Annotated in this window: 19 protein-coding genes; 15 read left to right on the top strand and 4 right to left on the bottom strand. The window is 65.6% G+C overall.

Translation table 11 applies throughout. From position 1 onward, the window contains the following. Positions 1–199: 199 nt before the first annotated feature. Entirely contained in the window at positions 200–1060 is an 861-nt protein-coding gene (locus G5S35_RS17160) for a LysR substrate-binding domain-containing protein (protein ID WP_110328610.1), read from the bottom strand. Positions 1061–1202: 142 nt separating this feature from the next. On the opposite strand from G5S35_RS17160, the gene G5S35_RS17155 reads away from it, so the two are divergent. The 3 genes from G5S35_RS17155 to G5S35_RS17145 all read left to right on the top strand — a co-directional run bounded on the left by G5S35_RS17155 (position 1203) and on the right by G5S35_RS17145 (position 4717). Further along, positions 1203–2840, top strand: a complete 1638-nt coding sequence (locus tag G5S35_RS17155; RefSeq protein WP_110328611.1) for a gamma-glutamyltransferase family protein — start codon at positions 1203–1205, stop codon at positions 2838–2840. Positions 2841–3025: 185 nt separating this feature from the next. Continuing rightward, a complete protein-coding gene (locus tag G5S35_RS17150; RefSeq protein WP_390971408.1) occupies positions 3026–4336 on the top strand; it encodes an MFS transporter in 1311 nt (436 codons plus the stop codon). A gap of 135 nt (positions 4337–4471) precedes the next feature. After that, positions 4472–4717, top strand: a complete 246-nt coding sequence (locus G5S35_RS17145) for a hypothetical protein (RefSeq protein WP_074985964.1) — start codon at positions 4472–4474, stop codon at positions 4715–4717. Positions 4718–4791: 74 nt separating this feature from the next. On the opposite strand, the gene G5S35_RS17140 is transcribed toward G5S35_RS17145, so the two are convergent. Then, the gene (locus G5S35_RS17140) at positions 4792–5775 is read right to left on the bottom strand and encodes a D-2-hydroxyacid dehydrogenase (RefSeq protein ID WP_065064995.1); all 984 of its coding nucleotides are present in this window, start codon (positions 5773–5775) and stop codon (positions 4792–4794) included. A gap of 303 nt (positions 5776–6078) precedes the next feature. Between G5S35_RS17140 and G5S35_RS17135 the strand changes: the two genes are divergently transcribed. The 4 genes from G5S35_RS17135 (at position 6079) to G5S35_RS17120 (ending at position 9842) form a co-directional block, all read left to right on the top strand. Continuing rightward, positions 6079–7269: a CaiB/BaiF CoA transferase family protein gene (locus G5S35_RS17135; RefSeq protein ID WP_074985967.1), complete on the top strand. Its 1191-nt coding sequence runs from the start codon at positions 6079–6081 to the stop codon at positions 7267–7269. 15 nt (positions 7270–7284) lie between these two features. Next, positions 7285–8214: a hydroxymethylglutaryl-CoA lyase gene (locus tag G5S35_RS17130; RefSeq protein WP_065064997.1), complete on the top strand. Its 930-nt coding sequence runs from the start codon at positions 7285–7287 to the stop codon at positions 8212–8214. 31 nt (positions 8215–8245) lie between these two features. Further along, entirely contained in the window at positions 8246–8629 is a 384-nt protein-coding gene (locus G5S35_RS17125; protein ID WP_074985971.1) for a VOC family protein, read from the top strand. A 304-nt stretch (positions 8630–8933) separates the two neighbouring features. After that, positions 8934–9842, top strand: coding sequence for a LysR substrate-binding domain-containing protein (locus G5S35_RS17120; RefSeq protein WP_065064999.1), 909 nt, complete (start codon positions 8934–8936; stop codon positions 9840–9842). Positions 9843–9944: 102 nt separating this feature from the next. Here the strand turns inward: G5S35_RS17120 and G5S35_RS17115 are convergent, their stop codons facing one another. Then, positions 9945–11396, bottom strand: coding sequence for an MFS transporter (locus tag G5S35_RS17115; protein ID WP_074985973.1), 1452 nt, complete (start codon positions 11394–11396; stop codon positions 9945–9947). A gap of 399 nt (positions 11397–11795) precedes the next feature. Between G5S35_RS17115 and G5S35_RS17110 the strand changes: the two genes are divergently transcribed. Next, positions 11796–12314 carry a DJ-1/PfpI family protein gene (locus G5S35_RS17110; RefSeq protein WP_183039256.1) on the top strand — a complete coding sequence of 173 codons (519 nt, stop codon included), beginning with the start codon at positions 11796–11798 and terminating at the stop codon, positions 12312–12314. Positions 12315–12330: 16 nt separating this feature from the next. Here G5S35_RS17110 and G5S35_RS17105 read toward each other — a convergent pair whose 3' ends face one another. Then, positions 12331–14349, bottom strand: coding sequence for a trypsin-like peptidase domain-containing protein (locus tag G5S35_RS17105; protein ID WP_237181428.1), 2019 nt, complete (start codon positions 14347–14349; stop codon positions 12331–12333). A gap of 280 nt (positions 14350–14629) precedes the next feature. Here G5S35_RS17105 and G5S35_RS17100 point away from each other — a divergent pair, with 280 nt between their 5' ends. The 7 genes from G5S35_RS17100 (at position 14630) to G5S35_RS17070 (ending at position 21949) form a co-directional block, all read left to right on the top strand. Continuing rightward, positions 14630–14821: a hypothetical protein gene (locus tag G5S35_RS17100; protein WP_074985976.1), complete on the top strand. Its 192-nt coding sequence runs from the start codon at positions 14630–14632 to the stop codon at positions 14819–14821. A gap of 397 nt (positions 14822–15218) precedes the next feature. Continuing rightward, positions 15219–16154: an AraC family transcriptional regulator gene (locus G5S35_RS17095; protein WP_231957748.1), complete on the top strand. Its 936-nt coding sequence runs from the start codon at positions 15219–15221 to the stop codon at positions 16152–16154. A gap of 129 nt (positions 16155–16283) precedes the next feature. After that, positions 16284–17342 carry an ABC transporter substrate-binding protein gene (locus G5S35_RS17090; RefSeq protein WP_065065003.1) on the top strand — a complete coding sequence of 353 codons (1059 nt, stop codon included), beginning with the start codon at positions 16284–16286 and terminating at the stop codon, positions 17340–17342. 91 nt (positions 17343–17433) lie between these two features. Next, positions 17434–18255 (top strand): ATP-binding cassette domain-containing protein, encoded by an 822-nt coding sequence (locus tag G5S35_RS17085; RefSeq protein ID WP_065065004.1) that lies wholly within the window; start codon positions 17434–17436, stop codon positions 18253–18255. 11 nt (positions 18256–18266) lie between these two features. Further along, positions 18267–19523: a sugar ABC transporter permease gene (locus G5S35_RS17080; RefSeq protein WP_074986034.1), complete on the top strand. Its 1257-nt coding sequence runs from the start codon at positions 18267–18269 to the stop codon at positions 19521–19523. A 20-nt stretch (positions 19524–19543) separates the two neighbouring features. After that, complete coding sequence (locus tag G5S35_RS17075; protein ID WP_065065005.1) at positions 19544–20272, top strand: SDR family oxidoreductase; 729 nt, start codon at positions 19544–19546, stop codon at positions 20270–20272. A 54-nt stretch (positions 20273–20326) separates the two neighbouring features. After that, the gene (locus G5S35_RS17070) at positions 20327–21949 is read left to right on the top strand and encodes an FGGY-family carbohydrate kinase (RefSeq protein WP_183039255.1); all 1623 of its coding nucleotides are present in this window, start codon (positions 20327–20329) and stop codon (positions 21947–21949) included. Positions 21950–22013: the final 64 nt, after the last annotated feature.

Raw genomic sequence — 22013 nt, 5'->3', positions numbered from 1 at the left:
CAGCCGAATTAATAACGGCGAAACGAATCGGTAAATACGTTCGCGTGTTTTGCTGCGTCGGTTTTCATTTTACTTACAGCGCGACGCAGGTCAAGCCGATTGACGCGATATTGCCAGGCGTCTGCTTCTATTTATCGAAGCGAAAACGCCTTAAAACAGGGCGACATAGACATAATGTCGCGATTCGATTCACGATGAATTAACGCAGCATCGTCGCGAGTGTTTTGAACAGCAGCGTGCGCTTATTCGATTTCCGGTGAATCATGCCGACGGTGCGCATAAACGGCGGATTGCAGAGCGGAATCAGCCGCAGATTCGGGTCGTCGTGCCAGTTGCCGTTGTGAAGCACGGGCAGCACGCTCACGCCCACATCGTTACGCACAAGCGAAACAATCGTTTCGATGGAATTGAGTTCGAGATATTCGAGCGGCTTGATGCCGAGCGTGCGCAACGCGTCGTCGATGACCGCGCCCGTCGGCACGCGTCGGTCGAAACGCAGAAAGCCGCGTTCGCGCAAAATACGCCGGGCGTCGGTGCCCTTCGTCGTGCGGCTCGTGACGAGCATAAGCGGCTCGTCGTAGAGCGGCGTCCAGGCGAGCGATTCGTGCAGCGTGCCGTCGATATTGCCGACCACGACGGCCAGATCGACTTCGCCAGCTTCCACCATATCCGCGAGTTCGGTGGAGCGCGCGGAGGTCAGGCGCACTTCGAGTTCGGGATGCTCGGTCTTCAGATGCGCGACGGCCAGCGAGAGCGCGCCGATCACCGAGACCACCGCGCCCACGATCACCGAGCCGCGTATGGCGTCGTCGGCGCTGGCCGGCAGTTCGTCGATCAGTTCGAGAATGCGCTCGACCTTCGCGCAGATCTCGCGGCCTTCGCGTGTGAGCGCGACCTGGCGCGCGCGGCGGTCGAAGATCTGGCGGCCGAGCGCTTCCTCGAGTCCGCGCATCTGCAGGCTGACGGCGGCCTGGGTGAGCGCGGTCTTTTCGGCGGCGGTGGCAAACGAGCCGCTACGCGCGACGGCCTGCAAGGTGCGCAACATCCGGAGCGTGAGCATGTAAGAAAAATTTAAGTGTCGACAACAAAATATTAATATTTTTTTGGTCAAGCCTTCAAGATAATCGAAGGATCGGTCTGTGCCGGACTGTCCGGCACGGTCGCGCTTCCATTCATCCGCATTCACCCGAATCGATACCCTCATGACGCGCTTCAACTGGCACAACCCGTATCCGACACCGCGCCTGCCGGTGTTCGCCCGCAATATCGTCTCAACCTCGCACCCGTTGGCCGCGCAGGCGGGGCTGCGCATGCTCTGGAAAGGCGGCAACGCCGTGGATGCCGCGATCGCCGCGGCGGCGGCCATCACGGTAGTCGAGCCGGTGTCGTGCGGCCTGGGCGGCGACGCGTTCGCGCTCGTCTGGGACGGCTCGCAACTGCACGGCCTGAATGCGTCGGGCACGGCGCCGGCCGGTTGGAGCGTGGACTATTTCCGCCGCAAGCACGGCGAGGAGCAGGGGCTCGCGAAGCAGCCCAAGCGCGGCTGGGACACCGTGACGGTGCCGGGCGTGATCGCGGGCTGGGAGGCGCTGCATGCGAAGTTCGGCTCGCTGCCGTTCGCCGATCTGATGGCGCCCGCCATCGAGATCGCCGAACGCGGCTATGCCGTGGCGTCGATCGTCGCGCGCAAGTGGCAGGCGGCGATTCCCGAATTGCGCGATCAGCCCGGTTTTGCCGAGACGTTCATGCCGCGCGGGCGCGCGCCCGAAGTGGGCGAACACGTGCGCCTGCCGGGTCACGCTTCCACGTTGCGACGCCTCGCGGAGCAGGGGCCGCGCGCGTACTACGAAGGCGAACTCGCCGAGCGCATCGCGGCGTTCGCCCGTGAAGGCGGCGCGGCGCTCACGCTCGATGATCTTCGCAACTATCGCGCGCAATGGGTCGAGCCGATTTCGAAAACCTATCGCGGCTACAAGGTGCACGAGATTCCGCCGAACGGGCAGGGGATCGCCGCGCTCATCGCGCTGGGCATTCTGGAGCAGTTCGACGTGGCGTCGCTGCCGCGCGACGGCATCGAGTCACAACATCTGCAGATCGAAGCGATGAAGCTCGCGTTCGCGGACGTGTACCGCTATGTGTCCGATCCGCGTTCGATGGACGTCACGCCCGAGCAGATGCTCGACGACGCCTATCTAAAATCGCGCGCAAAGCTGATCGATCCCGCACGCGCCACGCACTTCGACTTCGGCATGCCGCGTTCCGGCGGCACGATCTATCTGTCCGCCGCGGACGAGCGCGGCATGATGGTGAGCTTCATTCAATCGAATTACATGGGCTTTGGCTCCGGCGTGGTGGTGCCCGGCACCGGCATCGCCATGCAGAATCGCGGCTGCGGTTTCTCGATGGATCCGGTCTCGCCGAATGTGGTCGAAGGCGGCAAGCGGCCGTTCCACACCATCATTCCCGCGTTCCTCACGCAGGAGGTGGCGGGCCGCGACGAGGCGGTCATGAGCTTCGGCGTGATGGGCGGCGACATGCAGCCGCAAGGGCATCTGCAGACGGTCGTGCGGATGCTCGATTACGGCCAGCAGCCGCAGGCCGCATGCGATGCGCCGCGCTGGAAGGTCAATCGCGACTTCACGCTCGACATCGAATCGACCTTCGATCCGCATACGGCGCAGGCACTGGAGGCACGCGGTCACCGCATTCAGGGTATCGACGATCCGTATATGGATTTCGGTTCGGGCCAGTTCATCTGGAAGCTCGACCGCGAGAATCCGGATCACGGTTACGTCGCGGCCAGCGATACGCGTCGCGACGGTCTGGCAGCGGGATTCTGAGCGGAGCAAGGCCGCGTCGCGTGCGCGGCCTTGCTTGGCCATACGCAGATCGATTTATGCACAATTAAATTAGCATCGCGAATTAAATAGAAAGAGGAGGCACGATGGAAACCGGATCGCCGGCAGCGTCGAACCTGGGCGAAGCGCAGCGCTACCACGCGGACCCTGCGCCGCTCACGCGCGGCATGGTGCGACGCATCGTCTTCTCGTCGTCAATCGGCAATGCGCTCGAATGGTTCGATTTTCTCGTCTACGGTTATTTCGCGCCGATCATCGCCAAACAGTTCTTTCCCGTGCACGACGAATGGCTTTCCACGTTGCTTGCCGTGGGGACGTTCGGCATTTCATTTCTCATGCGTCCACTCGGCGCGATCGTGCTCGGCATCTATGGCGATCGAAAAGGGCGTAAGGCGGCGCTCACGCTCTCGATCGCGCTGATGATGGCGGGCACCCTCGCGATGGCGGTCATGCCGCCGTACGCGTCGATTGGACTGGCCGCGCCGTTGCTGATTCTGCTTGCGCGTCTCGTGCAGGGTTTTGCGGTGGGCGGCGAGTTCGGCAGCGCCACGGCTTTCATGGTCGAGCACAGTCCCGCCCGACGCGGCTATTACGCGAGCTGGCAATTCGCGAGTCAAGGCGCGGCGGCGATTCTCGCGGCGGCTTTCGGTGGGCTGCTCGCATTGTGGCTGCCGCCTGACCAGCTTGCCGCGTGGGGCTGGCGCATTCCGTTTTTCTTCGGGCTCGTGTTGGGGCCGGTGGGCTATTACATTCGCTCGCATCTGGACGAAACGCCGGAGTTCATTGCGAATCGAGAATCGAAGCGCACGCATGAAACGGTGCAGGCGAATCAGGCCGAAAATACCGAAGCCGGGGCGCAATGGCTTAATTTGCTGCTGGCGGTGGGCATCGTCGCGCAATCGACGGTGGGCGTGTATATCTTGCAGCTTTATATGCCGATGTACGCCGTCAAGCAATTGCATATGGCAGCAGCCACGTCGTTCGGCGTCGTGGTGCTGAATGGCGGATTGCAATTCGCACTTTCGCCTGTCATGGGCGCATTATCCGATCGCATCGGACGCGTGCGCATCATGCTGACTACGTCGATTCTGCTCGCCGCGTTCACCTATCCGATGTTCGCGCTGTTGCAGCGTCATCCGACGCTCGGCTGGCTGCTGGTATTGCAAGGCGCGGCAGGTATTTTCAAGGCGGCGTATTCCGGACCGATGCCTGCGCTCATGTCCGAGATTTTTCCGGTGCGCGTGCGTTCTGCCGGATTGTCGATTGCCTATAGTCTGGGCGTGACCTTGTTCGGCGGTTTTGCGCCGACGATTGCCGAGTTGCTGATCCATTGGACGGGCGACACACTCGCGCCCGCTTATTACGTCTCGCTGGCGGCCGTGATTTCGGGCGTATCGCTGGCTGTCGTGGGCTGGCGTATGCGAACTATGAAGCGGCGTGCATCAGCGTTTCAATCTCAAGTGTGCAGTGAACTTTAAATCGCCGTATTTTTTCGCTCCAGATCGTGATTCGATCGGTGTTTGCACTGAAGAGCCTACGCAGCAATGCTATATTCGGGCAACCGCTGCGGGGCAGCGATTCATGCTTACGTTTTGTCAGGTGCCGGAGAGAAAATGTCGATCGAATACCGTGGCTTTCAAATCGTTGTCGATACGAAAGCAGACGCGACGGACACGCAATGGCTGTGTCGCGCGGAAATAACTGGCGTTGAAGGTCAGGCACGCGACGTCGTGCTGCCTCCCGTCGAACTGGCGCTGCCCAAGCTGAAGATCGACGTGCTGATGGGTGTGAGCATGGTCGAGCACAAGGCGCGTCAAACTGTGGACGAATGGCACATCGCGCATCCCGCTCCGGTTTAAGTACGAATGCAAACGTCCAGGGTCATTGACCAGACGGATGAAACGAAAAGGCCCGCGAGGGCCTTTTCGTTCTTTCATGGCACGGCGGTGACGATATTGCGCGGCGCTCCCCCATGAAACGCGGCGATATTCTCGATCAACTGGTCGGCGAGCGATTGCATGGCTTCGTCGCTTGCCCACGCCACGTGCGGCGTGAGGATGAAGTGCGGATGCCCGAGTAGGGCCTGGAACGGATGCGCGGCGGGCAGCGGCTCGGTCGAGACGACGTCGAATCCCGCGCCCGAAATCGCTCCGCTTTGCAGCGCCTCCACGAGCGCGGCTTCATCGACAAGTCCGCCACGCGCCGTGTTGATCAGCAGCGGACGCCGAGCCATGCGCGCGAACGCGCTCGCATCGATCAGATGATGCGTGGCGGGCGTGAGCGGGCAGTGCAGCGAAACGATGTCGCTGTGCGCGAGCAGGTCGTCGAAGGGCACATGATCGTTCGACGCCGACGCTCGCTCGCCGTGCGCGGCGAATAGCACGCGCAATCCGAGCGCCCGTCCCATGGCCGCCACCGCCCGGCCAAGCGCGCCCGCGCCGACGATGCCAAGCGTCGAACCCGCGAGGTTTCGGATCGGAAAGTCGAAGAAGCAGAACTGTCCCGAGTCGAGCCAGCGCCCGGCGCGCACGGCGTCGCGATACGCGACGAGACTGCGCCGCAGCGCGAAGATCAGTGCGAACGTATGTTCCGGCACCGTGTGAACCGCGTAGTCGCGGATATTGCTGACCACGATGCCGCGTGCCGCGCATGCGCGTAGATCGACGTTGTCGGTGCCCGTGGCGGCGACGGCGATCATGCGTAGCGAGGGCGCGTCGGCGAGCGCGGCAGCGCTGATCGGCGTCTTGTTGGCGATTACGATGTCGGCGTCGCGCAGGCGCGTGGCCACGTCCGCGGCTGCGGTGTGATCGAAGCACTGCAAGGTATGAGCGAACGGCAAGCTGCGCAGGACGGTCTGCGGCGACAGCGTCGCGCGGTCGAGAAAGACGATGCGGGTGGGCGGAGTCGGGCTGGACATGAGCGGTTGCGAAATTTTCTTTCGGATCGGAAACACGCGGATACCACGCGGCGTGCATGTATTTCATAAAGGAAACGCACCGCATTGTCAGTCCGCGCCGCCCGCCGCGGTTTGCCGTTTGCGCCGCCTTCCTTTCCCGTATGGAAAACGGCTTGCCGATCCGCACACGCACCATGACGTGCAACCGACCTCGCGCCGTCGCAGACTTTCCATTTCGTCAAGTGGCGTTGAGCAACCGTCGATTATCAAAATCGCCCGGTGCGCTCATCATGACGTCCAGAAACGACACCCTCTGGAGACGTCATGTCACGACCCCTCACCGGTATTCGCGTGCTCGAACTCGGGCAACTGATCGCGGGTCCGTTCGCCGGCAAGATGCTCGCCGAATTCGGCGCGAGCGTGATCAAGGTGGAGCCGCCCGGCACCGGCGATCCGCTGCGCAAATGGCGTCTGCTGCACGAGGGCACGTCGGTCTGGTGGGCGGCGCAGTCGCGCAACAAGCAGTCGCTCACGCTCGATCTGCGCGCGCCCGAAGGTCAGGACGTGATCCGGCGTCTCGTCGCGCAGACGGATGTGCTGATCGAGAATTTCCGTCCCGGCACGCTCGAAGGCTGGGGGCTCGGCTGGGAGGCGCTCAGCGCGATCAATCCGGGCCTGATCATGCTGCGCGTGTCGGGCTACGGTCAGACCGGGCCGTATCGCGACCGGCCGGGTTTCGGCGTGGTGGCGGAAGCGATGGGCGGTCTGCGCCATCTGAGCGGCGAGCCGGGGCGCACGCCCGTGCGCGTCGGCATTTCGATCGGCGATTCGCTGTCCGCGCTGCATGGCGTGATCGGCGTGCTGATGGCGCTGCGTCATCGCGAGCAGCAGGGCGGCAAGGGCCAGGTCGTGGACGTCGCGCTCTACGAGTCGGTGTTCAACATGATGGAGAGTCTGCTGCCCGAGTATTCGGTGTTCGGCGCGGTGCGCCAGCCGGCCGGCAGCAGTCTGCCGGGCATCGCGCCAAGCAATGCTTACCGTTGCAGCGACGGCAAGTACGCGCTGATCGCGGGCAACGGCGACAGCATTTTCCGCCGCCTGATGGAGCTGATCGATCGCGCCGATCTGGGCAACGATCCCACGCTCGCGCAGAACGACGGACGGGTCGCGCAGGTCGAGCGCATCGACGCCGCGATCGCGGCCTGGTGCGAGCGCCGTCCGCTCGACGACGTGCTCGCGGCGCTCAACGCGGCGCGCATTCCGGCGGGGCGCATTTACGACGTGGCCGATATCGACGCCGATCCGCACTATCGCGCTCGCGAGATGATCGTCGACGATCGTCTGCCCGATGGCACGCCCGTGCGCGTGCCGGGCGTGGTGCCGAAACTGAACGCCACGCCGGGCACGATCGAACACAGCGCGCCGGAACTCGGCGCCCATACCGACGCGGTGCTCGCGTCCATCGGCGTGGACGCGGCGACGCGCGACGCCTGGCGCGCACGCGGCGTGATCTGAACGGAGACGCACACCATGACCCAGCAATCCCGACGCCTCTATCTGAACGAAGTCGCCACGCGCGACGGCTTCCAGAACGAAGCGGTTTTCATCGACACCGACGACAAGATCGCGCTGATCGACCAGTTGAGCGCGTGTGGTTACGCGAAGATCGAAGTGACGTCGTTCACGTCGCCGAAAGCGATTCCCGCGCTGCGCGACGCCGAGGCCGTGATGCACGGCATCGCGCGCGTGCCCGGTGTCGTGTATACCGTGCTCGTGCCCAATGTGCGCGGCGCGGAACGCGCGTTGTCGTGCAAGGTCGACGAGGTGAATCTCGTGATGTCGGTGAGCGAGAGCCATAATCGCGCGAATCTGCGCATGTCGCGCGAAGAATCGTTCGGACAGCTACGCGATGTGATCGGCGCGGTGCGCGGATCGGGCGTGGCGATCAACGTGTCCCTGTCGACGGCGATGGGTTGTCCGATGGAAGGCGACGTGCCGGTGGAAACCGTGCTCGGCTGGATCGACCGTTTTGCCGGTCTGGGCGTGAACGGCGTGACGCTCTGCGATACGACGGGCATGGCACATCCCGCGCAGGTGCACGACCTGTGCGCGCGTGCGAGCGCGGCCTTCGCGCCGCTCGAAATCACGCTGCACTTTCACAATACGCGCGGCATGGCGCTCGCCAATACGCTTGCGGCGCTCGACGCGGGTATCGTGCGTTTCGACGCCTCGCTCGGCGGCCTGGGCGGCTGTCCCTACGCGCCGGGCGCGACCGGCAATGTGTGCACCGAGGAACTCGTACACATGCTCGAACTGGACGGCTACGATACGGGCGTGAATCTCGCGGCGGTGCTCGATGCCGCCGCGCGTCTGCCCGCGCTCATCGGCCATGACGTGCCGAGCCAGATTCTCAAGGCGGGACGTCGGCTGGATCTGCATCCGATGCCCGCCTGCGCATGACGGTTAATCGAACGATTCGAAGGAGTGAACCATGGCTTTGATCGATCACCTCGACCATCTGGTCCTGACCTGCGTGGACCCCGAGGCGACCCGACACTTCTATACCGAAGTGCTGCAGATGCAACTCGAAACCTTCGGCGCGGGGCGTCTGGCGTTTCGCTTCGGCAACCAGAAAATCAATCTGCACGTGCGCGGCGCGGAGTTCGAGCCGAAGGCGCATGTGCCGGTGCCGGGCGCGCTCGATTTGTGTTTCATTGCCGCCGTGCCGCTCGACGAGGTGATCGCGCATCTGCGCAAGGTCGAATGGCCGATCGTGGAAGGGCCGGTCGAACGCACGGGCGCGACGCAGAAAATCCGCTCGGTGTACGTGCGTGACCCCGATCTGAACCTGATCGAGATCTCCGAACTGATCTAAGCCGGGCGTTTCCGATCGGAAAATCGCCTGGTTTCCGATCGGAGAAAAAGTTTTCTCGATTTTCATGATTTTTCGTTTTCGCTGCGGCGTCGGGGGGCGCCGACGTCGCGGCGATTGCGCGGGCCTCCGGCTCGCGAGCGGGCGCGCCCGAACGGCGCGTCCGCGCCTTCCTGCTTGCCTGTCCGGGGTGCTTGCCCGCGTTGGCGGGCCACGTCCGCGTCGCGTCCCCGCCGCCTGCCACTTTCCCCGCCGCCGCCAATGCAGCACAATCGCTTCTGCATCGGCATTCTTTCAGCCTTTCCCTATGGTCAATCCGCTTCATTTCGATCTGCAGTCGCTGCGGGTCTTTCTGCTCGTGGCCGAGCACGGCAGTCTCACCAAGGCCGCGGAAAACGGGCAGCTCACGCTCTCCGCGGTGAGCAAGCGCATCGCGGAACTCGAAAGCGTCACCGATTGCGCGCTGTTCATCCGGCGCGCGCGCGGCGTCGAACTCACGCCGGCTGGCGTCGCCTTGCTCGATCATGCGAACCGCGTCGTCGATCAGGTCAACCGCATGGCGAGCGAGATGGGCGACTACGCGGCGGGCGTGCGCGGCCACGTGCGGATGTGGGCCAACACGTCGGCGATCGTGCAATTCCTGCCGGTCGATCTCGCGGGTTTCCTGAACGCGCATCCGCGTATCAAAGTGTCGCTCGAGGAGCGTCTGAGTCACGAGATCGTCGCCGCGCTGGGCGCGGGCAAGGCCGATCTGGGCGTGTTCGCGGACAACGTGCCTGCGCCCGGTATCGAGCGACGTCTGTATCGCCGCGACGAACTCGTACTGCTGGTGCCGCAAGGACATCCGTTCGCGCAGCGCGACGTCATCCGCTTCGCGGAAACGCTCGACGAGGATTACGTGGGACTCAGCGACGGCAGTTCGCTGCTGGCGCGCATGACCGACGCCGCGTTCGCCGCCGAGCGCACGCTCAAGCTGCGGATTCAGGCGTCGAATTTCGACGGCGTATGTCGGATGATCGAGGCCGGGCTCGGCATCGGCATTCTGCCGCGCGATTCGGTGAGCGACGCGCGCGGCAAGATCGGCGTGTCGAAGGTGAAACTCGCGGATGCCTGGGCCACGCGCACGTTGTGGGTTGGCGTGAAGGCGGGCGAGGCGCCGAGTTCCGATATCGCGAGCCTGTTCGATTACATGTCGGCGCGCAACGGCGAAGGTTGAACGCGTCCGCCAAAATGAAGCGGCCACGTGCCCGCAAAGCGCGGCACGCGGCCCGATGAGCATCGCAAGCGCGATTCAATCCGCGCCTTCAATCTCAGGCGTTCAAACAGGATTGATCTCGTCCTGGCTGCGTCGCGTGGTGAGCGGACCGAGCGTGCGCAGCGTAATCGCGACAATCGCGAGCGCCAGCGAAATCACGCCGAACATCGCCAGCGGACCATGCTGGTTAAGCACGGGCAGCAGGATGAACGGCAGCGCGCTGCTGACGATACGCGACAGCGAATAGGTGCTGCCGATCGCGGTCGAGCGCACGCTGGCCGGAAAGATTTCCGCCTGATAGACGTGATACGCGTTGCTGAATACATTGGACGCGCAAGTCGTCAGGAATCCAAAGCAGACGATCAGCGCGATGCTGTTGGAGTAGGCGAAGCCGAGGCCGAACAGCGCAACCGAAATGAGCGAGGCGATTACCAGCGTGCGCCGCTCGATCCAGTTCAGCAGTGGCACGGAAAGCAGCGAGCCAATCGGATAACCGAGAAACGAGAGCGCGACGAACAAGGTGCTGCCGGTGACGTCGAAACCGCGGCTTTTCACCACCACGCCCGCCAGCGTGCCGAAGCCGTAATAGCCGAACGCCTGGAACAGATGAAACACGGTCAGCATGAAATAGCGCTTGCCATACGGTGCGCGGCGCAGCAAGCCAATGCGTTCGCCGAGCGTGAGCGCATGCTTGCGTTCGCCGGTTTGCTCGAAGGCGGCGGGCAGCGCGACGCCCGCGCTATCGGCGAAACGGCCCAGCGTGGCGCGCGCTTCGTCGGCGCGGCCTTGCGCGAGCAGCCAGCGCGGGCTTTCGGGCAGGCGATGCTTGATGGCCAGCACGAACACCGCGCCGAGGCTGCCGATCGCCAGAATCACGCGCCAGCCCGCCACGCCGCCGAGATGCAGCGGATTGAGCCACACGGCGAGAAAACCCACCAGCGGCACGGCGATATACGAGGTGGTGTACGCCCAGGCGGCGAGGCGTCCGCGCCGGTCTTTCGGCAGGATCTCCGAGAGATAGCTGTCCGCCACCGGATAGATCGCGCCGACGCCCACGCCCGTGAGAAAGCGGCAGACCACGAGCATGCCCGCGTTGACCGAGAACGCGGCGAGCAGCGAAAACGCGCTGTACCAGACCAGCGTGAGCAGAAAGGCGCGGCGTCGGCCGATGCGGTCCGCGAGACTGCCCAGACACAGCGAGCCGAAGAACATGCCGATGAACGCCGAGGCCAGCAGCAATTTGAAGCCCGTGCTGTGCCCGTCGAGCCCGTACTCGTTTTGCAGCGCCGAGCCGATCGAGCTGACGAGAAAAATCTCGTACATGTCGAAAAACAGGCCGATGCCGACGACCCACACCACGAAGCGATGCAGCGCGCCCACAGGCATCTCGTCCATGAAGCCGCCGAGCGTGACGCCCTGCGCGGCGCGTGCGGACCCGTCTCGCGCGGCGGCGGGCAGGCCGGGGTCGGCTTCGCGCGCCGCGCGGCCGCCCAGTTCCATCGGTTGGCTGTTCATCGTGTCTCCTGATATAGGTATGCCGCGCGGTCCGCGCGTTGATGCCTAGTTTCGGAGAATTCGGCCAGCGCGAAAATTGCGCATGCCTCAAGCAGGCTTTCCCGCCGAGAAAGGCTGGCGCCGAGAGCGGGCGTTTCTGATCGGAAACCTTTGACGCCGGGTGACGCCAACAGGAAACCGCCAGGCGCCCCCAGGGTTGTCGTCACGTCCACGATGGTCCGCGCCGTTACGTAACGCGCGATGCGTCGTGCATATCTCCACGCGAAAATCCCTGAATCGATCCGCTGCAAGGCCATTTCCACGCGAATCCGGGCGTTTGCCCACGCTTTGGCATTGATGTTGCGAAGACACACGCATCATCAACGGCGGACTCGATTGGGGAGAGCAATCGTGCAAGGCATGTCACAGCAAGCGGTTCGAACGGACTTCGTGGCCGATCCGTGCGTCGGCACGCAAGCGGCGAAGGCGAAGCGCATCGGTTTCGTGCTGTTCAAGGGCTTTGCGCTGCCGGATGTGGCGGCCATCATCGAGATCTACGATGCAGCCAACGCCCTCGCGCAGCTTCAGTCCGACGACGACGCGGCGGCCTTCGAAATGGTGTCGCTCTCGGCGGCGGGCGGGCCGGTGGAGAGCGCGTCGTCGGTGGTGATCCTGACCGAGTGCGTCGAGCAGGCGCGCGACGCGGGCGCGTTTCACACGCTGTTCGTCGCGGGCGGCGCGGGCACGCCCGACGCCGTGCGTGACGCGCGCCTCGTCCAGTGGCTCGCGCGCGAGGGGCGGCGCAGCGAGGCGGTAGTGGCGCTGGCGGAAGGGCGGTTGCTGCTCGCGGCTGCTGGCCTGCCGCTGCTCGACGTGCGTGGCGGCATGGGTGGCGGGCTCAGCGGCCTTAATGCGATCGGCGGCGCGCTCGCGTCCTGAGCGCGCGTGCCGGACATCAGCGCAGCTTCACCGAGACGAAGCTCCGCGCGTTGTCGCGCTGAATCAGCACGGCGACGCTCTTGCTCGCCACCGCTTCGAGCGTGGCGGCCTGCTGCTGGGTCTCGACGAGCGTGTCGTCGAGCGAGAGTACGACGTCGCCCGCCTGGATGCCCGCGTGCGCGGCGGGGCCGCTCGCGGCGTCGACCATCAGACCGAGCGGCAGTCCGGTGGAGCGCCGTTCGGCCTCGCTTAGCGCGTGCGTGGTCAGGCCGAGGCGGTCGGCGACGGCGCGTCCGCTGCCGCCTGCATTCGCGCTTGCGCGCGCGCCATTGCCGCCCGCGCTGCGCGCCGCGACGGCCGTGTCGGCGATCGGGGCGGCGCGCGCGACCGGCATCGCGACGGGCACGATGTTGGCGCCCGGTCCCGCGCCCGCGCCGCTGTCTGCGCCGGGTCGCGTGACCGGATTCGCGGCCACGCTGTCGGTGAGCGTCGCGCCGCCCGCGAGCTTCGCGCCGGTGCCGGACGCGCCATTGCCGCCGCTGTTAGTGCTCGCGTTGCTGTTCAGGTCCGCGGCGGCATCGGTGTCCGTGTCGGCCGTGTCGCTGTTGGCGTCGGCGGCCGCATTCGCGAAGCTCGCCGTCATCACGCGGCGGCCGCGGATCAAGCGCAGCGACGTCGGCGTGGCGGGCGGCAGTGCGGCCAGTTGCGCGGCCAGCGCTCCTGATTCCACGACCGCCGTGTTGCCGACCTTCACAATCACATCGCCTGCCCTGAGTCCCGATGATGCCGCCGCCGAGCCTGGCGTGACGCTGTCAACGAGCGCGCCGCTCGCGTGCGTCAGACCGAGCGCCGCCGCGATGCCAGGACTCACGTCCTCGACATGCATGCCGAACGTCGACGTCGTGCGCGCCTTCGCGGGCGCCGCGCCGTCCGCGCCGTCGCCGTCGCTGGCCTCGGCGTTTGCACTGGCGTTCGGGTTCGCTTTCGCCGTGGTCCCGCGCCCGGCCTGCGCCAGTTGCGCGCGGAACGCGCTGGCCGCGTCGATCGGAATCGCGAACGTCAGGCTCGCGTAGCGCTCGCCGTCGGCATACACCTGCACGGCGATGCCGATCACCTCGCCCGCGCGATTGAACAGCGGGCCGCCCGAGTTGTCGGGATTCACGGCCACGTCGGTCTGGAAGAACGGGAACGCGCGGCCATCCGCGAGCGTGCGCGAGGTCGCGCTGACGATGCCCGCCGTCACCGTGTTCTGGAAGCTGTCGGGCGAGCCGATCGTCAGCACGGGTTCGCCGACGCGCACTTTCGACGAATCGCCGAGCTTCACGAACGGCAGGTCGTGCGCGTCGATCTGCAGCACGGCGACATCGCTCTGCGTATCGACGGCCACGACTTCGGCCTTGAATTCGCGGCGGTCGGTGAGCCGCACGGTCACGTCCCCGGCGTTGTCGACGACGTGCGCGGTCGTGAGGACGAGTCCGTCCGGGCTCACGATGAAGCCGGAGCCCGCGCCCGTCATCACGCGCGGCGCGCCGGCCTGGATGGGTGCGCCTGTCTGGGCGTTCGGCAGTCCGTTCGGGAACGTGTTCGGCCGCGCGTTCGGTGACACATGCTGCGCGCGGCGGAAGAACGCGGAGAACGGGTCGTCGGCGTCGATGGCTTCCTGCTCGGGCGGCGCGGTCTGATCGTCGGCGGCGCGCGCACTCACGTGCACGACGGCCGGACCGTAACGATCGACGAAGGTGGAGAAGTCGGACGCCGTGTCGGCAGCGGGCGTTGGTGCGGGGGCGGACGCCGTTGCAGGCACCGTCGTAGGCGCGAGCGCCTGGCGTTGCGCGGCGTTGGCCTTCGCGACGGCCTTGGCGGATTTTTTCGATGCGGCGGAGGCCGAAGTGGCCGATGCCGGTTGCATCGTCGCGGTCGATGCCGACGACGTCGCCGCCTGAGCGGCGACACCCGCGACGCTGCAGAGGCCGGCGCACGCCAGCGCGGCCGCGGCGGCAGGGCGCGCGGCGTTCAGAGGAAAGAGACGTAGCACAAGACACCTCCCCGATGGTCATCATGCTGACGAGTGGACGGCGCGGTATCGGCGGGCGACGTCCGAGCGGGTCCACGAAAACAGTGTAGACGCGCCGCGCGCTCAGTGGGGACGCATTTGTTTTCCAGCGCACGCACGATGCCGTCGATGCGACCCGCGCCATCGACGCCATCGTTGTGATCGATACGATCGACGCCCGCATCCTGTGGCCGCGACTGCGCGCTCGCGCGCTTTGTGGCACCATCCGGGCCCCATCCACAAACCGGAGATCGAAGTCCCCATGCTCAAGCGTGTCATGCTCGCCGCCGCCCTGGTCGCCACGTCGGCGATCGCCATTCCTCAAGCTGCCAGCGCACATCCGCGCATGGAATGCCACCGCGTGTGGATTCATGGCCACCCTGAGCGCCGTTGCCATCCGGTGCGCTGGCATCATCAACGTCCGCGTCATCATCAACCGCGTTACGGCTATTGATCGTCGCGCGATAGCGGCGCGTGCTTCGCGCGCCGCATGCCGGACCGGCGCTTGCTCGCATCTGCGGGCAGGCGCTTTTTTTCGTCCCGCGTTTCCTTTCTCGATGACGGCGCGGCTTCTGTGACCCCGTTTTCCGCCGCCGATGCGCAAGGCATCGGCAACGCTGTTGCCCTGCACAAAAGTTGACTTTTCCGACGATACGGACTTACCCGAATGCAAAAAAGTATCAGTTGGCGGTCTTATTTTCAGTGGTGAAGCGCCGCTGATGCGGTTACTTTTTCAACCATGGCGGCCGCCCTCGCGCGGGCCGCGAGCCGCAAAGAAAAAACCAGCAAAAGGCGCAGGAGGAGCGATGCAAGCGGAGAGGCCAGCAAGTCACCCGGGTACGGCGCAAGCCATGGCGCACAAGGACGGCCGTCCCGCGCGCATGGACCAGCCGGACCTCGAACTGGTGGCCGTGCCGCGCGACGAGTCGTTCAAGGTCTGGTCGCACGGCTATCCGTACCGGACGGTGCGCTGGCATTTTCATCCCGAGTATGAAATTCACCTGATCACCTCGACGACGGGCAAGTACTTCGTTGGCGATTACATCGGCAATTTCGAGCCCGGCAATCTCGTGATGATGGGGGCGAACCTGCCGCATAACTGGGTGAGCAGCGTGGCGGGCGGCGAGCGCGTCGACGAACGTTGCCTCGTCCTGCAATTCGACGCGGACTTCATCGCGCGCACGATCGACGCCTTTCCCGAGTTCCGGCGCGTCGCGCCGCTGCTCGACGCGTCGCGCTGGGGTTTGCTGTTCACGCCCGAAACGGGCGCGGCCGCCGAGCCGATCATGCGCGAGATGCTCGGTGCGCAAGGGCTGCGGCGCATCGTGCTGTTCATCGAACTGTTCGAATTGCTCGCGCAAGGCGCGGAACCCGCGAAGCTCGCGAGCGCCGCCTATCGCGCGGATCCGACGCGCTATGCGGGCACGCGCATCAATCACGTGCTGGCGTTCATCGGCAAGAACCTGTCGCAGGAATTGCGCGAGACGGAGCTGGCGGAACTGTCGGGGCAGAGCGTGAGTGCGTTCTCGCGTTACTTCCGGCGGCACACGGGCTTGCCGTTCGTGCAGTACGTGAACCGCTTGCGCATCGATCTCGCTTGCCAGTTGCTGCTGTCGGGGCAGCTCACGATTACGGATATCTGTTATCGCGTCGGTTTCAATAATCTCTCGAACTTCAATCGCCAGTTTCTGTTGCTCAAGGATATGCCGCCGTCGCGCTGGCGCGCGTGGCATCGCGTGAATGCGGCGAGCGCGAGTGAATCGGCGCAGGGCGCGGCGATCGTCTAGCGCGTCGAGCGCTCGACGGCACGCATCCTTTCACGTCTGTTTGCAGGTGTTTTAGCGGCGGATTCGTTTCCGTCACCCGGTCGCACCTAAAAATCATCCAACAATTTTTCAAAACAACGGAGACACCCGATGAACACGCTTTCGAACTTCGCGATCGGCGCAGCCCTGCTGGGCGCCGCGCTCACGGTCGGTCAGGCGGCGCACGCCGCGCCCGGCGGTACGGTCGCGTTCCTGATGCCCGACCATGCGTCCACGCGCTACGAGCAGCACGACTTTCCGGGCTTCAAGGCCGAGATGGCCAAGCTTTGTCCGGACTGCAAGGTGCTCTACCAGAACGCCAACGCCGACGCTTCGCAACAGCAGCAACAGTTCAATTCGGTGATCTCGCAGGGGGCGAAAGTGATCGTGCTCGATCCGGTCGATTCGACGGCGGCCGCCTCGCTCGTGCACATGGCGCAGAGCCAGGGCATCAAGGTCATCGCTTACGACCGTCCGGTGCCGTCGACGCCCGCCGACTACTACGTGTCGTTCGATAACGAGGAGATCGGCAAGTCGATCGCGCAGTCGCTCGTGCAGCATCTCAAGGAAAGCGGCGTGGCGGCCGCGAAGGGCGGCGTGCTCGAAGTCAACGGTTCGCCGACCGATGCCGCGGCAGGGCTCATCAAGAAGGGCATTCACGAAGGGCTCGAAGGCAGCGGCTTCAAGACGCTCGCCGAATACGACACGCCTGAGTGGGCGCCGCCCAAGGCGCAGCAGTGGGTGAGCGGCCAGATCACGCGCTTCAGCACGCAGATCGTGGGCGTGGTGGCGGCCAACGACGGCACGGCGGGCGGCACCATCGCCGCGTTCAAGGCCGCCGGCGTGAATCCCGTGCCGCCCGTGACCGGCAACGACGCGACGCTCGCGGGCCTGCAACTGATCATCGCGGGCGACCAGTACAACACGATTCTCAAGCCCAGCGAGATCGTGGCGGGCGCGGCGGCGAAGGTGGCCGTGAGCTTCCTCTCGGGCCAGACGCCGAAGGGCGAAACGACGCTCTACAAGACGCCCACGCAACTCTTCAAGCCGGCGGTCATCACGGCGAAGAACCTCAAGGCGGAAGTCGTCGACAAGGGTTTCGCGAGCGGCAAGGATCTGTGCACGGGCCGCTATGCGGATGGTTGCAAGAAGCTCGGCATTGCTAACTAATTGACTTGATAAGCAGGTCGTAGAGCCATCGTATCGACGGCGGGGCGCGGCACGCGCCGGTCCCGCCGGCAGCACTCAGGAGTCTCCTTTCATGACTGAACCCTCCACGCCCCACGCGCCGCCGGGCGAAATCGTGTTGAGCCTGCGCGGCGTCTCGAAGCACTTCGGGGCGGTGTCCGCGCTGACCGATATCGAGCTCGACGTGCGCGCGGGCGAAGTGGTCGCCCTCGTCGGCGACAACGGCGCGGGCAAATCCACGCTGGTGAAAATTCTCGCGGGCGTGCATCAGCCGAGCGCCGGCACCATCACGTTTCGCGGCCAGGATGTCGTGCTCTCCGATCCGGCGACGGCGCTCGACCTCGGCATCGCCACCGTGTTTCAGGACCTCGCGCTGTGCGAGAACCTCGACGTGGTCGCCAACATCTTTCTCGGCCGCGAGCTGAGCCCGCTGCGTCTCGACGAAGTGCAGATGGAAGTGCGCGCGTGGACGTTGCTCAACGAGTTGTCGGCGCGCATTCCGAGCGTGCGCGACGTGGTGGCGTCGCTCTCGGGCGGCCAGCGCCAGACAGTGGCGATCGCGCGTTCGCTGCTGCTCGATCCCAAACTCATCATGCTCGACGAACCCACGGCCGCGCTCGGCGTCGCGCAGACCGCCGAAGTGCTGAACCTGATCGAGCGCGTGCGCGACCGGGGTCACGCGGTCATCATGATCAGTCACAACATGGAAGACGTGCGCGCCGTCGCGGACCGCATCGTGGTGCTGCGCCTCGGCCGCAACAACGGCGTGTTCTATCCCGATTCCTCCAACGCGGAACTGGTGGCCGCCATCACGGGCGCGACTGAAAACGCCGTCTCGCGCCGCGCGGGACGCCGCCAGGCGGCCACGCCGCAATCGCAACAGGACGTACAGTGAAAGGCACCATCATGAGCAAGGACACCCATAGCGCGCCGCCTTCGCCGCTGCTCGACCGCAGCGACGTGCGCGTGAAGCACGCAGCCGGTCTCGGCGACACCGTTTCCGCTTTCGTCGACCGGATCCGCTCGGGCGATCTCGGCTCGCTGCCCGTGATCGTGGGCCTCGTCATCATCTGGACCGTGTTCACGAGCCTGAATCCGGTCTTTCTCTCCGCCGACAATCTCGTCAATCTGCTGTTCGACTGCTCGACGGTCGGCGTGATTTCGCTCGGCATCGTCTGCGTGCTGCTGGTGGGCGAGATCGATCTCTCGGTCGGCTCGATGAGCGGCTTCGCCTCGGCGCTCGTGGGCACGCTCTGGGTCAATCAGGGCTGGCCCGTGCTGCTCGCCATCGCGGCCGCCGTGGTGGTGGGCGGCATCGTCGGCGCGCTCTACGCGCTGCTGCTGAACCGGCTCGGCATGCCGAGTTTCGTCTCGACGCTCGCGGGCCTGCTGGCGATTCTCGGCCTGCAACTCTACGTGCTGGGCACCGACGGCTCGATCAATCTGCCGTACGGTTCGACGATGGTGAACTTCGGCCAGCTGATGATCATTCCGGCGATGGTCTCGCATGTGATCGCCTTGCTGCCGGGCGTGGCCATCGTGCTGACCGGACTGCGCACGCGCGAGCGTCGGCGCGCGGCGCGGCTCTCGGCGCCGTCGATCGGCAGCCTCGTGGCGCGCGGCGCGATTCTCACCGTGTTCCTCGAAGTCGTTGTCAGCTATCTCGATCGCGGACGTGGCGTGCCGTTGATGTTCGCCGTCTTTCTCGGCCTCGCCGTCGCCATGGATTACGCGCTCAAGCGCACGCGCTGGGGCCGTTCGATGAACGCCGTCGGCGGCAACCGCGAAGCGGCGCGCCGCGCGGGCATCAAGGTGAGCGCCATCTATACGAGCGCGTTCGTGCTGTGCGCGAGCTTCGCCGCGCTCGGCGGCGTGCTCACGGCGGCGCGGCTCGCTTCGGCGAGTCAGCAGGCCGGCACCGGCGACGTCAACCTCAATGCCATCGCGGCGGCGGTCATCGGCGGCACGAGCCTGTTCGGCGGACGCGGCACCGCGTGGTCGGCGGTGCTCGGCATCATCGTGATCCAGTCGATCGCAAGCGGCCTCACGCTGCTCAATCTCTCGTCGTCGCTGCGCTTCATGATTACCGGCGCGGTGCTGGCGATCGCGGTGATCGTCGACTCGCTCGCGCGCCGCTCGCGTGTCTCGCACGGCCGCGCGTAAAACCATAATCCGGAGACTCCATGTCTGAATCGATCAAAGGGAAGGTGGCCGCCATCACGGGCGCGGCGTCGGGTATCGGCTTCGAATGCGCGCGCGCGCTGATCGCGCAGGGCGCGAAAGTCGTGCTGATCGACCGCGCGCAGGATCGGCTCGCGTCGTGCTGTGCCGAACTCGGTCCGAACGCCTTGCCCTTGCAGGTGGATCTGCTGCAACCCGCGGAAGTCTCGGCGATGCTGCCGAAGATCCTGCAACTCGCGGGCGGTCTCGACATCTTTCACGCGAACGCGGGCACTTATGTGGGCGGCGACGTGACGAGCGGCGATCCCGACGAATGGGACCGCATGCTCAATCTCAACGTCAACGCCGCGTTTCGCTCGGTGCATGCGGTGCTGCCGCATCTGGTCGCGCAGAAGTCGGGCGACATTCTCTTCACGAGTTCGGTCGCGGGCGTGGTGCCGGTGGTGTGGGAGCCGATCTACACGGCGTCGAAGTTCGCCGTGCAGGCCTTCGTGCATACGACGCGCCGCCAGGTCGCGAAGCACGGCGTGCGCGTGGGCGCGGTGCTGCCGGGGCCGGTCGTGACCGCGCTGCTCGACGACTGGCCGAAGGCGAAGATGGAAGAGGCGCTGGCCGCGGGCAGCCTGATGCAGCCGGTCGAGGTCGCGGAAGCGGTGGTGTTCATGCTCACGCGCGGGCGCAACGTGACGATTCGCGACCTCGTGATTTTGCCGAGCAGTGTCGATCTCTGATCATCAGGGATGCCAGGTAATTTGCCGCGATCTATTTTTCCTGTTGAATGAGCCATGACCTCTGACACCTTGAACGCCGCCACGCGTTACGCGATCGGCGTGGACGTCGGCACGGGCAGCGCCCGCGCCGGCATTTTCGATCCGGACGGCCGCATGGTGGCCTCTGCGAAGCACGACATCACGGTTTTTCACGAAAGCGGCGCCATCGTCGAACAGTCGAGCGGCGAAATCTGGAACGCCGTGTGCCGGTCGGTGAAGGACGCGCTGGCGCAGGCGAACGTGGAGCCGACGCAGATTGCCGGGATGGGTTTCGACGCGACCTGTTCGCTCGTCGTGCTGGGCGAGGGCGGGCGGTCCTTGCCCGTGGGGCCGTCCGATGAGGCGCAGCGCGACATTATCGTGTGGATGGATCATCGCGCCGTCGAGCAGGCCGAGCGTATCAACGCGACGAACCACGCGGTGCTTAAGTTCGTCGGCGGCAAAATTTCTCCGGAGATGGAAACGCCCAAGCTGCTGTGGCTGCGCGAACATCGGCCCGCCGTGTTCGACGCCGCCTGGCAGTTCTTCGATCTCACCGATTTCCTCACGTGGCGCGCGAGCGGTGACCTCGCGCGTTCGACCTGCACCGTGACCTGCAAGTGGACCTATCTCGCGCACGAACAGCGCTGGGACGAGAGCTATTTCCGCGCGGTGGGATTGGACGTGCTCGCCGACGAAGGCTTCGTGCGCATCGGCGAGCGCGTGGTCGAACCGGGCACGCCGCTCGGACAGGGACTGACCGCGCAGGCTGCCGCCGAACTCGGCTTGCGCGCGGGCACGCCGGTGGCGGCGGGCGTGATCGACGCGCACGCGGGCGGTATCGGCACCGTGGGCGCGGACGGCGCGCCCGAATCGTGTCTCGCCTACGTGTTCGGCACCTCGTCGTGCACGATGACGACCACGCGCGAACCGGTGTTCGTGCCGGGCGTCTGGGGTCCGTATTACTCGGCGATGGTGCCGCACACGTGGTTGAACGAAGGCGGCCAGTCGGTGGCGGGCGCGGCCATCGAGCGCCTGCTCGCGATGCATCCGCTCGCGCCCGAGATGCAGCGCCGCGCGGCGAGCGAAGGGCAGTCGCTGCCGGTCATGCTGGCCTCGCTCGCGGCGCAACAGGGCGGCGATCTCTCCGGCGCGATCGCGCTGGCCGACGGGCTGCACGTGGTGCCCGAATTCCTCGGCAACCGCGCGCCGTTCGCCGATCCGCACGCACGCGCGGTGATCGCGGGCCTCGGCATGGAGACGGATCGCGAGAGCCTCGTCGCGCTCTATATCGCGGGCATCGCGAGTATCGGCTACGGGCTGCGGCAGATTATCGAGGTGCAGGCGGCGGCGGGCGCGGCGGTCGATCGCGTGGTGATCAGCGGCGGGGCCGGGCGGCTCGATCTGGTGCGCCAGTTGCTCGCCGATTCGACCGGCAAACCCGTGCTCGTGACGCAAGCCGACGAACCCGTGCTGCTCGGCGCGGCGATGCTCGGCGGCGTGGCGGGCGGGATGTATGGCGACGTGCGCACGGCGATGTCCGCGATGTCGCGGATCGGCGCGACGCATGCGCCCGCCGCCGGTGCAATCGCCGCGCTGCACGACGCGCGCTACGACGCGTTTCGCCAGCTGCAAGGTGTGGCGCGCGCGATCCGCTGACGAGGTTTCGACGCAGGCCGCGCGACAGATTGCTCACGCCGGCTTGCTTAACGTCAGCTTGCTA

It is taken from the genome of Paraburkholderia tropica (assembly GCF_014171495.1).
In the GTDB taxonomy this organism is placed as follows: domain Bacteria; phylum Pseudomonadota; class Gammaproteobacteria; order Burkholderiales; family Burkholderiaceae; genus Paraburkholderia; species Paraburkholderia tropica.
Note: the sequence above shows the minus strand (reverse complement) of the source record. Positions and strands in the feature narration are given on the sequence as shown.